Raw genomic sequence first — 13,564 nt, 5'->3', positions numbered from 1 at the left:
TAACGAGGATCATCTTGAGATTCAGATCTTTCTGCAGCCTGCTCTGCGCCACTCCGGACTCAGCCGCCTTTTTGATATCCGAAAAGGAGCGGGCGATTCCACCGAAAAGCTGTTTCCTCATCTTATATAAGGTGTTCACTGCGCCAACTATCATTCCCCCGACCGCGATTGGACGAACCATGAACTTCCAGACGCCGTAGGCCAGCGCATCCCATCCAAGGGGTGACGTGCCAATGCCATCCGGAGTCGAACCTATGAGGGATTCAAGGCTTGGCCCTGTAAAATAGAGCAAAAGTGGTATGAAAAGCCCCCATCCGAGAACTCCGCCCGCAAAAGTTATCGACGCCAAGCGAGAGCCGATGATGTATCCCACTCCGAGATAGGCGGGGCTCACAGCAGGAGTGCCGGCCATAAAACCACCGCCGCCCGGAACTTCGGTGATCATATTATTCCTATTAGTAAGAAAGGTAACCGCAGTGCTCTTGAAGTGAATAAATTTCTCCCAGGTCGCCGCAAAAAACCCACACTTGGAAAGAAGCTCGATCAGGCCGCCGATGCCCATCGCACCGAAGAGCAGCCTCGCACCCGTTCCGCCCGCCCTTCCGGCCTTGTGAATTTCAGCGGCAGCCACGGATTCCGGATAAGGAAGGCTCGCTTCCTCGACCATCGTCCTGCGAAGCAGGGTCACGAACAGCACGCCGAGAACACCGCCGATGATCATTATCACGGTTGTTTCCAGGTAATGCAGCGCAGTTCCAAATTCGGTCCAGAGCCCCGCTATTACGAAGCCGGGAATGGTGAATATGGCACCGGCCACGAGTGCCTCGCCGACGCTCGCAGTCGTCCTTGATATATTTTCTTCGAGAATGCTCCCCTTGAAAAAACGAAGGACGGTCATCGCGACAACCGCAGCAGGAAAGGTCGCAGCAACCGTAACCCCGGCCTTGAGGCCCAAATAGGCGTTCGCTGCGCCCAAAATAACCGCCATTATCACACCGAGCAGAATAGCTCGAAGCGACATCTCCCTCAGGTTGGAACTCTCCGGAACATAAGGCACGTGCTGTGACATTGTGACCCCCTTTGTTGTTATATCAGTCGAAGCGAACTCCATGAGACTCAAGATAAGGAACCGTAACCCCTTCAACAGCAACGGATCTGTGAATGTGCACTATCTTCCATTCACCGTCTCTGTTCTCGGCGACGCCGGAGAACCTGATCGGAGACCTATGCTCGACACCCAGAGCCATGAATCGACCGACCAGCTCCTCTGCAAACCAGGCGATATTTCCATCAGTGGAGAAAAAAACCTTCGGTTCGCCACGCTCCCAGAAAATTTCCTCAACAGCGTGAAAAAGTTTTTCAGTCACGCGAGAAAAGGCTTTCCAACCATGCCAATTTTCACCTTCGTCGGTGCCATAGACAATAAGGGTCTCATCAGTCGCCACCGCCGTCGTGAGAGCATCTATATCCCGTGCGTTATACGCGTCGAGATATCTGTCGATAAGCTCCTTTATAGGAAAAGTTCGATCGACCATATGAGCCCCGCATCAAGGTAACATTTTGAAATGATTGGGGGTTGATAACACAGAGCCTTAAAAAGGCAAGAAAATTTCACCGGCATAGAAATTGGGCTAAAAGCGAGAAGTGGATCAGAAACCCTTTTCGATCTTGAGCTCATCTATGAGGCGCTCAATTTCCTCCTCATAGGTTGGCTCATCCAGCACAAACCCCTCATCATCATCATCATCGAACATGCGGCTTATCTCCTGATCAAAGCTGGATGAGCGGAGACTTTCCTTGATCACCTCGAGATATCTGTCGGGATGTCTCTTGCAAACACTTAAAATATACGAATTTAAACGCTTTGCAGCCTTTTTGTGTTCCTCTTCCTTTATCTGTTTCCAATTGCGAAGATAGTGAAGGCGGCAGTACGCCTTGGTCGTTGCGGCGTTCTTGCAGTTGACTTCCTTGCAAATCTTGATCTTTGCCATCGCTGCTATCCATCCGATACCAGTTTGCCCGTAAGTAACAGCCAATCGAAAAAGAGTCAATCTATCCTTGATGTGTTTTACTGGACAGTCTTATCAGGATCTTCTGCAGATTTGGCGGCTTCAATAAACTTCATAAACTTTTCACGCCTTGCGGCGGCTCCCTCCCGCTCGGCCTCTATTTCCTCTTTAAGCTCGGGGCTGAAGACCTCAGAGGTTTTCTTCTTCTCATATCTTCTGTCGCTCAGATGTATATAAAAGAGTCCGGCAAAGAGAATCGCTGTGAACACCGCCCCGAGAATCAGCCACAGGTACATAAAACCCCCCATCAAAGGAGATGGCAGAACTAAACGACCTCTATTACCCTGTCAATATGTGTGGATATGAAGTCAGAGGGAGGAAAGTCAGACGGAGGAAGTTTTTCAGGAAGTTTTTCACAATGATAACAATAACTTCGACCATGGACGATTGACCACTCGGGGATGACAATTACGCCGTCATTCCCGCGGTTTTAGGCCGCCGCTAACGCGGGAATCCCCGTCAAAAGAAAAAGTAATCCTCGAATCCTAATCGCTGATCTTTGATCAGCATTTTGTAAGACTAACTTATATTCGAAAATATCGTTATTAAGATTAAGATTAGGATTAAGATTAAGAATCAAGCGTATAGCTTTTAGAGACCCCCTGAATTTGCTGATTTTTCAGAGGTTACTCAATTTGCTCCACCCGACGGAAAGCTCCGCGACTGATGGCTGGTGACTACAGATTTGGAGGGGGGCTTTAGGTGCCGTATGATACGGAATTCAGGTATTTTCTAACTCCATCGGCAATCGATAAAGCGACTTCCATCTGATAACTTTCACTGCGGAGCCTCTTCTCCTCTATGGGATTGGACAAAAATGAGGCCTCGACCAGAACGGCAGGACACTTCGAGCCCACCAGAACATAAAAGAGGGCTGATCTCACCTTTCTATCCTTGATGCCCTTGTATTTTTTCGACAGATTTTTCACCAGCGAATTTTGAATATGCTGAGCCAGCTTTCTGGATTCCACCGTGTCGAAATTCTGCTGCATGGTGGATAGAATTTGCTGAACGTCGCTCATTTTCTTTCCGAGGGACTTGTTTTCCCTTTCGGCGAGGCGCTCAGCCGCTTTGTCGGTCGCGTTGTTTAGATAGTATGTCTCAACCCCGCCCATCTTCCTGTCGTTGGCCGCATTCGCATGTATAGAAATAAAAAGATCGGCCTTCTTCCTCACCGCTATTTTATCTCTTTCATCCAAGCTGATGTATTTGTCTTTGCTGCGCGTCAGGGTAACCCTGCCGAGATCCCTGGAGAGTTCTTTTGCCAGCATCTTCGATATGGAGAGAACCACATCCTTTTCGCTGGTTCCAAATTGTCCAATGGCACCGTGATCGTGCCCGCCGTGCCCCGGATCAATCACTACGTGAAACTTTTTTTTTTAGATTTAGAGAAAGAGGCCTCCGGTCCATCTGAAGGATCGGGCTCAGGCACACCAACTGAGGGACCGGAATCTGCGTGAAATGTAACTATCAGATTTTTACCTCGAGGAACGATATCATAAGCCGCCCCCAACTTGAGGCGAAATGAAACGACGCACCCGCTGCCCAGAACTCTTTTTTTGAGTTTTATCCTGTCGATATATTTTGATGACACCGTCAGATTCTTTTCGATATCGGCGGAGGGCTTCGCGTAGGAAAGAGCAAGTTCGAGTTCTGCGGGAGATCCGGTCCTTTTTCCCTGTTCGATGTACGATACCGAATAGGGAACCGGCATATCGAAAAAAAGCTCTATCTTCGTGGAATCGCCTACATCCTCCACCTCATACGAAAGAAGCTGTGCCAAATCGAAGGGGCCTGCGACATCGGAAGGGAAATGGTTTGCGCTGTTTCTCTCAGCGGCCTGAGCGGCTGTAACCGACGCAGCGACCTCTCCCCTTCCCCCGGAAAGAGCGGAGGGCTTGCTGGCAGCCGGAGGAGCTTCCTTTATAGAAGAGAGGAGTTCTTTTGCCTTTGGCGCCATGTCGCCAGTCGGATACTGCTCAAGCTGAAACTCCAGGGCCTTGATGGCCTTCTCGTTTTCAGCCAACGGCTTGTGACGTATTTTGGCTATCTGGTAGAGCGAATCATCGGCAAGCGAGCTATTTGGATATTGCCTTACAAGCTTGTTGTAGAGCTCTATGGAGTGTTCGAGATCGGATTTATCTTTAAACTTGAAATAAAGCTCCTGTCTGAACTTCGCTGCGCTGTAAAGCGCGTCGGCCGCCCTCTTGTCCGAAGGAAATGCCTCGCTCATCTTCTCGAATCTGTCTATGCACCTTTCGTATTCCGCTTTAACACTCGAGGTTTCAGGATTCAACTTGACGGACTCATAGCATCTCTTGGCCTCTGCGTAGGCCTCCTCTCCCGTCGCCTGAGCAAGGAGATTGGACGCGATAAAAACGGAGAGGAGCGCAAAAAAGGCGGCGTATAATCTAAATTTCATGTGCGGATAATAACATCGTGGCCAAAGGCCATCAAGTTGGAACTTCTCGGCATCGATCAAATTTTCTGTTTAAGCTCATGGAGAATGTTGAGCGCCTCTATCGGAGTTATCCTGGAGGTGTCAATCGTGCCGAGTCGCTCGGTTATTTCAGAATTTTGAGAAGTTGTAAAAAGATTGAATTGCGACTGATCGGAGTCATATTCCTCCAAATGACCGGCTATTCTGGGAATGCCGCGATCATCGAACTCACCCCTCTCAAGATTTTTGAGAATCTCGCTGGCACGAGTTATCAACCCTGAAGAAAGTCCTGCCAGCTTCGCCACCTCGATGCCATAGCTTCTGGAGGTCCCGCCCGGCATGAGCTTCCTGAGAAAGACTATTCCATCCTGCCATTCTTTGATGGCTATCTGCATATTCCTGATCCCCGCTCTGGTGGAGGCGAGATCGGTCAGCTCATGATAGTGTGTTGCGAACATCGTTCTGGCTCGAATTCTATCGTGGATATCTTCCGCAATAGCCCAAGCTATCGCCAATCCATCGAAGGTGGAGGTCCCCCTTCCGATTTCGTCGATGATTATCAGACTCCTGTCGGTCGCCTCCTTGAGTATCATAGCGGCCTCTGACATCTCGACCATAAAGGTGGATTGTCCCCGGGAAAGCGCGTCGGACGCCCCTACCCTCGTGAAGATTCTGTCAACAACTCCGATCTCTGCGGAGGTCGCCGGCACGAAGGATCCGATCTGAGCCATAAGAACTATCAGAGCGGTCTGACGCATCACGGTCGATTTGCCGGCCATATTGGGGCCGGTGATCATCATGAATCTTCCGCTGCGTCCATCCATGGAGAGATCGTTCGGAACGAAGCGCTCGGCAGAAGAAAGCACTTCGACCACTGGATGCCTCCCACCCTTTATTTCCAGAATGCTGGAATCAGAAACCTTTGGGCGGGCGTAATTCATCTCCGCGGCCAGCCTAGCAAATGAAATAAGAACATCGATGGTTCCTACAGCATCAGCCGTTTCTTGAATTCTGACTATCTCCGAAAGCAGGGATTCGCGCAGCTCGCTGAAAATGGAGTATTCCAAGGACTTGCTTTTTTCCTCGGCGCCGAGAACCTTTCCCTCGTACTCTTTCAATTCGGGAGTGATATACCTCTCGGCATTTGTGAGAGTCTGTTTCCTGATGTAATCCAAGGGGACCTTGTCGCGGTGAACATTCGTTATCTCAATGTAATACCCGAAGACCCTGTTGAAGCGGATCTTCAAAGAAGGTATCCCGGTTTTTTCTCTCTCTGAGTTTTCAATTCCGGCTATGTAATCCTTTCCATGCGCGATGACATCTCTCAGCTCATCGAGTTCCTGGTTGCACCCCTTTCTTATGATTCCGCCCTCCCTGAGGGCAAAGGGGGGATCCTCCGCGATGGTATTTTCTATTCTGGAAGATATCTCATCGCAGGGATCGAGCCTTTCTACACAATCTCTGAAATATCCTGAAGAATCCTGCAAGATGGACTTCAGGGAAGAAACGGCCTTGAGGGAATTCATCAGCGCGACGAGATCCCTGGCGTTGGCTGTCCCAGAACCTATCCTGCCAGTCAATCTCTCCAGATCGTACACCTGAGAAAGAAAGGGAGGGGCCTCCCGCAAAATTCTTCCGCCGGAGATGATTTCAGAAACTGCTCCAAGGCGCATCTCTATCTTCCCGACCTCGGTGAGGGGGTACAAAAGCCATTCGCGCAGTTTTCTGGCGCCAACGGCAGTGGAGGTCCTGTCTATTACGTCGAGAAGGGATCCGGCCCTTTCACCATCGCGCATGGAAGCGACTAATTCCAGGTTCCGAATCGTGGACTCGTCCAGGCGCATTCCGCCTCCGCGCCTATGAAGCTCTAGAGAGGAAAACTGCGCAATCCTCCCCTTCTGCATCTGACTCACATAAGAGAGCAAGTTCGCGGCAGCATCGAGTGATGGTGGGGGAAAGTCCCCCCTCTTCTCCCGGCCAAGAATTTTTTCAAGATGGGAGAGCCCATCGGCATTTTTAGAAGAGTCTGATATTAAAATGTCGGCGAACTTTTCACGAATCTCTTCAATAATCGGAAAACCCTCTCCCTCTCCGGCAAAGAGAATTTCCTTGGGCTCTCTGCGAAGCAGTTCCTCAAAAAGGGAGCCCTTGTCCGAAAAAATACCGGCCTCAAAAAATCCCATCGATGCATCGGCAATAGCAAAGCCTATCTCAGCAGCGCCGAAAGAAAGGGCAATCAAAAAGTTATGCCTTTTCGCGGGAAGCGAGAGGCCGTCGGGAACCACCCCTGGGGTGATAACCCTGGTTATTTCGCGCTTTACTATCCCTTTGGCCAGCGCCGGATCCTCGACCTGATCACAGACTGCCACCCTCCTTCCACTTTCGACGAGTTTGGCTATGTACGGCTCGACGGAATGAAAGGGAACCCCGCATAGGGGGACAGGATTGGGGTCATTCCTATTCCTAGAAGTTAAAGTAATATCTAACACCTTCGATGCTATCTTAGCGTCTTCATAGAACATTTCATAAAAGTCGCCGAGGCGAAACATGAGTATCGCATCGGGATATTCCCTTTTGATTTTAGCATATTGGCGAAGCATCGGGGTTGCCCCCCCTTGCGATCTGTTCTGCATATTGGACGGGGTAGCACGCCTTTATCCGATGATCAAGCGGATAGAAAACTTTCTAAGCAGTTGAATAAAGAGATAACATATTAATTTTAAAAGATTATTATAATGCACTGAAAAAACTATATAATGATAAAAATTTTCTGGGATACGCAACTATGGATTCACCGGATACCGATAACTAGGACGAGAGAAGTGGAGGTTCCTATGTTGGGAGTTTTAGGATTAATTAGCTGCGTAATTGTCGTTGCGATCATAGGCGCTGCATGTACCATTATAAGCACTGGACTTGGTATAGCTAGTCAATATGAGGCGAAGGAAGCTGCTGCTGAGCAAAAGAAAATGCAGGAGCAGATGCAAGTCGATGCCCGCAACCGCGCCCTATACCAGAAGCGAGCCAATGAGGCAGCACAGGAACGCAGCGCCGCCAAACTTCGCGCACAGATGGGCTCGACTATCGCCCTCGACTACCTCTCCACGAAACAGATGAAATATGAAAATGCGAAAAAGCGTGAAGAGCTGAGGGGGCTGGAAACGGGCAAAAACAAGAAAGTTGACGGATCATCGGCGCCAAAAGCGGTATATTTAGCAGGCAAACCAGTGAACAATTCTTAAGGAGGAAATTATGCTACCATTCATCCCTCAACAGATCAGTTACAATAATACATCAAACCCAACTCAGACAACCATGGAGCTAACTGATAACAAGCAAAAAGACAAAGCCCTTAAGATCAATGCAGCTATGCAGGCATTGGACTCCATTGGAAATATGATGGCAGCTGGCTTCAACTATGGCCTTCAAGCGAAGCAGATCGACGCCAACAGGGCCGTCGCCGAGGCATACTATGAATCGGTTAACACCATAGCCAGCTATAAACAACATGTCGCAATGAGGCAGCTCGACGTCCAGGAAACAGCCATATACGCACAGCAGAATATGCATCAGGCACAGATAGATCATGAGCAGAGGATGATGAAGCTTGAAAATTCGGCAAGGATTGCCATAGCCAGGGTTCAGGAGAATGGCAAAAACGAAAGGGCAAGAGTCCTTTCCGTTGCCAACACCTTCAGCGCAAGGCGTTCCTGGAATTACGGCTATCCGAGCAGGATTTATTAACATTTTATTAACATTTTATTAACATAGGGAATCGAGGAACATATGAGCACTGCTCCCGTTGGTGATAGTGGTGGTGGTGGTGGTGGTGGTGGTGGTGGCGGCGGATCAGCAATACAAGGCCTTATGACCGCCGGCAACGCTATCTCAAGCATCTCCTCCTCAGTCTTCCAAATGTGCGAGGGAATCGCCGGGTATGTTTACCAGGGTGAGATAATTGAGATACAAAAGGAGATGCAGCTAAGCGCCCTCAACCATAACAAGGAGATGGAAAAGATCTCCATGGAAGACCAGCTAAATGCCCTCGAAAATAATGAGAAAAAGTTGGCGATGCAGGAGAGCATGTTCAAGATAGGGCTGGAGCAAAAGCGCGAGCTTCGTGCTCAGGAGCTCAAAGGCAAAGAGCTGGAAGCGGCTATCGTGGAGCAAAAACTCACGGCCAAGCAGTCGGCGATAAGCAAGACCGCTCTTCGTGCCATGTTTTGCAACTATAGGGGACAGAACCCAATGAGAAATGAAAGGTCAAGAGGAACTCCGACCGCACGATGAGGATCGTACCAGAGAAAAATCCAGGGTCGGCAAAAGCCGGCCCTTTTATTTTATTTTTTATAAGGAATATCTGAAAAGCTAGCTGCAACAATAACTTCGACCATGTACGATTGACCATTCGGGGATGACGACCACGCTGTCATTCTCGCGGTTTTAGGCCGCCGCTAACGCGGAGCAAACCACCGCTACCGCGCGGGGCAAGCGGGAATCCCCGTCAAAAGAAAAAGTGATCGTCAAATCCTGATCGCTGATCTTTGATCAGCATTTTGTAAGACTAGTTTATATTCGAAAACATCCTTATTAAGATTAAGATCAAGATCAGGATTAAGATTAAGATGAAGATTAAGATGAAGAATCAAGCTTCGCAGGTTCTTCAAGAATATCGAATATATCTTTGGCGCAATAGACACGGTCGCGCTTGGCTTTATCCATTTGCTTCAAGATGCCGAGGTCTTTAAGTTTATCAACCGCTCGTTGGGCAGTGGTAAAGGCAACCTTTAACTTGGCCGCAACGCCTTTGACCGTAACGAATGGATTGGCCGCGATCATATCGATAACTTTTAGCAGGGTCTTCGCTGTTATCTGATCCTTCCACGTATCCAGCTTCTTATTTATTCTTTCTGCACGGCTCAAAGCGTCCTCAGACTGCCTCGCAACCCCATTAAAGAAATATTCCAGCCATTTCTCCCAGTTACCCTTTAAGCTCACATCAAGGAGAAGGTCATAATAATCACGCCTTGTGGCTTCAAAGAATGCGCTTAAATAGAGAAGCGGTGTTGGTAAAATATCTCGTTCGATCAATAAAAGCGTTATTAGTAAACGCCCAACTCTACCATTGCCATCAAGAAACGGATGGATGGCTTCGAACTGATAATGGATCATTGCAACCTGAACAAGAGGAGGGATGGTTCTATCATGCAGGAACTTCTCCCAATCGCCGAGACATGACATAAGTTTATTTGGAGGTGGAGGAATATAAGTAGCATTCGATATAGTACTTCCGGGGATTCCTATCCAGTTCTGACTGCGCCTGAATTCTCCGGGTGTTGCGGTTCTTCCTCTAACACCTTTCATCAATTTTTCATGAAGTTCACGAACAAGGCGAAGAGATAGGGGCAGGGTCTTTAATCTCTTTATTCCATACTCGATAGCGGTAACATAATTTCCCACCTCTCTAAGATCGTCAGGACTTCTTTCAACGTTTGCACCAGCTTCTTTTGCAAGTAGCTCACCAAGAGTCGATTGCGTTCCTTCGATACGGCTGGAAAGAACAGCTTCACGCCTTAAGAAAGGTCTCATCAAAAGATGAGGGTTTGGCAGTCTTTTTCCTTCGCCCGCAAGTTTTCCTATAAGTCTATCTGCATCAGAAAGGGCTTTGGTTAGCTTGGTGCTCCAAGTAATTTCAGGGGGCAGCTGGTTTGGAATGAATGCCTGATACCCTTCCTTGCAACGAATAAAATGACCCGATGATTGTTTTGACATAGCGCTAATAAGAAATCCCCCTTATTAGCGTTTTTATATCGTTTCGCTAATAATCCGTCAACGTATTATCGTTTTATTCTTTAAGTAACCTCTGAAAAGCTAGCTGCAGCAATAATTTCGACCATGGACGATTGACCATTCAGGGATGACAATCACGCCGTCATTCCCGCGGTTTTAAGCCGCCGCTAACGCGGGGCAAGCGGGAATCCCCGTCAAAAGAAAAAGTGATCGTCGAATCCTGATCGCTGATCTCTGATCAGCATTTTGTAAAACTAGTTTATATTCGAAAATATCGTTATTAAGGTTAAGATCAAGATCAGGATTAAGATGAAGATGGAGATGAAGATCAAGATGAAGAATCAAGTGGATAGCTTTTAGAGACCCCCCCCTGAATTTGCTGATTTTTCGGAGGTTACTATATTGATTTGACAGCCCCTCCCTAGGCCTTTAAAATTGCCGCCCGAACGGAGGTAGAACCAAGATGGCGATGACTCTAGATGGCGGCGGCGTGATGGAATATCTCTGGGAGCAGCTCGAAAAAACTGCCGATGGGGAGCACGTATATTACACAGAGCTAGACCTTGATACCCTATGGTATAGCGGATTTGTTGACACCGCCCGATTCGACATCGCAACGTGGAAATCGGCCTTTGAACCATACAAACAGGAAGAGGACGTCTATATACTTAGCAAGGATGAATTCCTCTCCTTGGAAAAATATCGTTTTACGGGGGAGATACACATCCCCTTCGACGCGATGCTCATAAACGAGGGGAAATATACGGACGAGGGGCTGGATGACCTGGTAAACGCCTCGATCATCCCATCCTGTAACCTCTCGATAGACAATATCGACACCTTCTTCAAAAAACTCAAAGCCGACTTCAGACAGTCGGATGGGCTCATCCTCATAAAGAAAGAAGCGAAGCTCCGAATAAAGGCCCTCATCGACGGCAACCCATCGCCGCTTAGAAACCTGGAGCTGTTGGTCGACAATATGATGGAGCAAAAGGGCTCCGAACTGGAAGCGGAAGTCCAAAAGCTGGAAAGCCAAATAGCGTCGATTCAGGAAAATCGTCAGGCATCCTCATTCACATCCAGGCCATCCTCAAAGGTTGAAGCAAAGGCCAGGGAATTTGAAAAACTTCAAGCTGCAAAAAAAGCTGACCATCAGCACGACTCCGGCGCTGCGAAGGTGGAACTAAAAAAGATTAAGAGATCACGAAAGGGATTTAGGGGCTGATTCCGAATCCTTCTTTTCTGATATCTGTCTCACTACCGAAAGCTCTCTTTCAAGCTGGCGTATGCGCTTGTTTTTCGCACGAAGCTCAAGCGTTTTATAAAAGGATGGGAGAGCCTCGATCATCGCTATCACAACCATTCCTGAGCAAAATGCGGAGAGCAGAACGAAACCTATCGGAATCGGAACAGACTGGACGCTCAAGATGTAGGGTATCCTGAATTTCATAACAAGGGCATAGCCGAAAGTCGCTTCATCAAGATTGCAATAGATGAAGTTCAAAAGGATAAAAAAGAAAAGCGCCATCGTAATAGCAAATATAAGTTTTTTCATGAAATCCCCCTATAAGGCTTTGAAAGAATCTGCGAGCTCTGAATAGGTTTCCTTCAAGTACTCAGGCATCGATCTGGTGCCGCCTATTACAGGCATGAAATTCGAATCCCCGACCCACCTGGGGACAATATGCATGTGGAGATGATCTGCGATCCCCGCCCCCGCCGACCTCCCCAAGTTGAAACCGCAGTTGAAACCCTCAGCTCCAAGAATCTTCTGGAGTATCTCTACCGATGCCGAGGTCAGGCGCATTATTTCGGCATGCTCATCTGAACTCAAGGATGAAAGTGTGCCGGTGTGGCTAAATGGTATCACCAAAAGATGACCGGTGTTGTAAGGATAACGATTCATCAGGACATAAGAACTCTTAGCCCTGTGCAAAACGAGATTTTTGGAATCGATCTCACCCGATGTGGCGAGCTCGCAGAAAATACATGAATCCTTGGAGGATTTTGCGCCCCTTATGAACTCCATCCTCCAGGGCGCCCAGAGAATATCTCCGCTCATGCCTTGTTGACCCTTTCCCTAAGCTCCTTGCCAACCTTGAAGAAAGGAACCTTTCTTTGACCCACATCGACGGACATCCCGGTCTTGGGATTTCTGCCGATCCGAGGCTTTCTCGTGCGGACTTCGAAACTTCCGAATCCGCGGATCTCGATACGCTCGCCGGATTTCAACGAATCGGTCATGCTATCGAAAATCGTGTTGACGATGACCTCCACATCCCTGCCAGAGAGGTTAGGTAATTTCCTGACTAAAGTTTCAATAAGATCGCTCTTGTTCAACTGAAGCCCCCTTTCATCGTTCGGACAGTCCGTCCATTCTCATCATAACCATCGGTTGCCAATAATCTGCAATAGCCAAAGACGACATCCTGCTTTTTATCTCTGTAAAAATACGGTCGATAAGTCGGCCCCGCTTGCGTGGAAAAATCAATTCCGGTTCCCCTTCTATCTTTGCGAGGAGCGAAAGCCTTTTAAGAGCAGAGGCAACCCCACCGATCTCATCGACGAGCTTGAGATCCTTGGCAGCTGCGCCGGTAAAGATTCTTCCATCGGCGATTTTATCCACCGTCGGAAGATCGAGCTTTCTACGCTCGGCAACAGCTCCCTTGAACTGGGCATGGATCTCCGCAAGCATCTTCTCGAGAATCTCTCTTGCCTCTGGGCTGATGGGTCTGTCCATCGGCACCAAATCCTTCAGCGCCCCGCTTTTCAGAGTCTCATGCTTGATCTTCATCCACTCCAGAAGATCTCCGATCATCACGTGCTCGAGCCTGACCCCTATCGACCCGGTGGTAGTTCCGGGGTTAGCCCATATTTCATCAGCCGCAAGAGATACGTAATACCCCCCGCTCGCCGCAACGCTTCCCATCGATGCCACCACCGGCTTTTTCTGTGAAAGATCAAGAAGCGCCTCGTAAATCTCCTGCGATGCAGCAACCGCTCCGCCAGGCGAATCAACTCTGAGAAGAATTCCCTTAACCGACTTATTCTCCCCGAACTCCTTTATATCCTCTATCGCCCTGTCGGAAGAGAGGATCGGGCCTTCTATCTTCAGAATTCCAATTCCACGATCCGACGAAAAGAGGGATTTCCCTCCCCCTTCGGCCGTGACGAGATACATAAACACCCCGGCGAGAAAGGCGATTGCAAGGATCGAACTGCCAAGCAAGGCCGCAATAATCCAAGTCCTGCGCATCATCCCTCC

16 protein-coding genes are annotated in these 13,564 nt (G+C 48.6%); 4 read left to right on the top strand and 12 right to left on the bottom strand.

Translation table 11 applies throughout. The features are described from left to right. From GX659_01530 to mutS, 7 genes are all read right to left on the bottom strand, one after another. A partial coding sequence (locus tag GX659_01530; GenBank protein NLD27471.1) for an oligopeptide transporter, OPT family occupies positions 1–1,069 on the bottom strand: 1,069 nt, incomplete at its 3' end. A 22-nt stretch (positions 1,070–1,091) separates the two neighbouring features. Further along, positions 1,092–1,535, bottom strand: coding sequence for a nuclear transport factor 2 family protein (locus tag GX659_01525; GenBank protein NLD27470.1), 444 nt, complete (start codon positions 1,533–1,535; stop codon positions 1,092–1,094). A gap of 114 nt (positions 1,536–1,649) precedes the next feature. Then, complete coding sequence (locus GX659_01520) at positions 1,650–1,991, bottom strand: hypothetical protein (protein ID NLD27469.1); 342 nt, start codon at positions 1,989–1,991, stop codon at positions 1,650–1,652. Positions 1,992–2,068: 77 nt separating this feature from the next. Next, entirely contained in the window at positions 2,069–2,305 is a 237-nt protein-coding gene (locus GX659_01515; GenBank protein ID NLD27468.1) for a hypothetical protein, read from the bottom strand. Positions 2,306–2,767: 462 nt separating this feature from the next. After that, positions 2,768–3,430 (bottom strand): N-acetylmuramoyl-L-alanine amidase, encoded by a 663-nt coding sequence (locus GX659_01510; GenBank protein ID NLD27467.1) that lies wholly within the window; start codon positions 3,428–3,430, stop codon positions 2,768–2,770. Then, positions 3,430–4,491, bottom strand: a complete 1,062-nt coding sequence (locus tag GX659_01505) for a hypothetical protein (GenBank protein NLD27466.1) — start codon at positions 4,489–4,491, stop codon at positions 3,430–3,432. Before GX659_01505 ends, GX659_01510 begins: the two co-directional genes overlap by 1 nt. Positions 4,492–4,547: 56 nt before the next feature. Further along, positions 4,548–7,142 (bottom strand): DNA mismatch repair protein MutS, encoded by a 2,595-nt coding sequence (gene mutS / locus GX659_01500; GenBank protein ID NLD27465.1) that lies wholly within the window; start codon positions 7,140–7,142, stop codon positions 4,548–4,550. A 201-nt stretch (positions 7,143–7,343) separates the two neighbouring features. On the opposite strand from mutS, the gene GX659_01495 reads away from it, so the two are divergent. Genes GX659_01495 through GX659_01485 form a run of 3 tightly spaced genes read left to right on the top strand, consistent with a single transcriptional unit; the run spans position 7,344 to position 8,799 of the window. Next, entirely contained in the window at positions 7,344–7,751 is a 408-nt protein-coding gene (locus tag GX659_01495) for a hypothetical protein (GenBank protein NLD27464.1), read from the top strand. Positions 7,752–7,761: 10 nt separating this feature from the next. Beyond that, entirely contained in the window at positions 7,762–8,253 is a 492-nt protein-coding gene (locus GX659_01490; GenBank protein NLD27463.1) for a hypothetical protein, read from the top strand. Between the two features lie 42 nt (positions 8,254–8,295). Then, positions 8,296–8,799 carry a hypothetical protein gene (locus GX659_01485; GenBank protein ID NLD27462.1) on the top strand — a complete coding sequence of 168 codons (504 nt, stop codon included), beginning with the start codon at positions 8,296–8,298 and terminating at the stop codon, positions 8,797–8,799. A 342-nt stretch (positions 8,800–9,141) separates the two neighbouring features. Here the strand turns inward: GX659_01485 and GX659_01480 are convergent, their stop codons facing one another. After that, positions 9,142–10,281, bottom strand: a complete 1,140-nt coding sequence (locus GX659_01480) for a Fic family protein (GenBank protein ID NLD27461.1) — start codon at positions 10,279–10,281, stop codon at positions 9,142–9,144. Between the two features lie 481 nt (positions 10,282–10,762). Between GX659_01480 and GX659_01475 the strand changes: the two genes are divergently transcribed. Beyond that, the gene (locus tag GX659_01475; protein ID NLD27460.1) at positions 10,763–11,524 is read left to right on the top strand and encodes a hypothetical protein; all 762 of its coding nucleotides are present in this window, start codon (positions 10,763–10,765) and stop codon (positions 11,522–11,524) included. Here the strand turns inward: GX659_01475 and GX659_01470 are convergent. From GX659_01470 to sppA, 4 genes are read right to left on the bottom strand one after another with little or no spacing between them, the layout of a single operon-like run. Beyond that, positions 11,501–11,854, bottom strand: a complete 354-nt coding sequence (locus GX659_01470; GenBank protein ID NLD27459.1) for a LapA family protein — start codon at positions 11,852–11,854, stop codon at positions 11,501–11,503. The two genes, GX659_01475 and GX659_01470, sit on opposite strands and share 24 nt — an antisense overlap. Before the next feature lie 9 nt (positions 11,855–11,863). Then, positions 11,864–12,361: an HIT domain-containing protein gene (locus GX659_01465; protein NLD27458.1), complete on the bottom strand. Its 498-nt coding sequence runs from the start codon at positions 12,359–12,361 to the stop codon at positions 11,864–11,866. After that, entirely contained in the window at positions 12,358–12,639 is a 282-nt protein-coding gene (locus tag GX659_01460) for an integration host factor subunit beta (GenBank protein ID NLD27457.1), read from the bottom strand. Before GX659_01460 ends, GX659_01465 begins: the two co-directional genes overlap by 4 nt. Before the next feature lie 13 nt (positions 12,640–12,652). Then, complete coding sequence (sppA, locus tag GX659_01455; protein NLD27456.1) at positions 12,653–13,555, bottom strand: signal peptide peptidase SppA; 903 nt, start codon at positions 13,553–13,555, stop codon at positions 12,653–12,655. Between the last annotated feature and the right edge of the window lie 9 nt (positions 13,556–13,564).

The sequence above is a fragment of the Myxococcales bacterium genome (assembly GCA_012513515.1).
Taxonomy (GTDB): Bacteria; UBA10199; UBA10199; order 2-02-FULL-44-16; family JAAZCA01; genus JAAZCA01.
The sequence above is the reverse complement of the archived record's forward strand: the minus strand, read 5'-3'. Positions and strand labels throughout refer to the sequence as shown.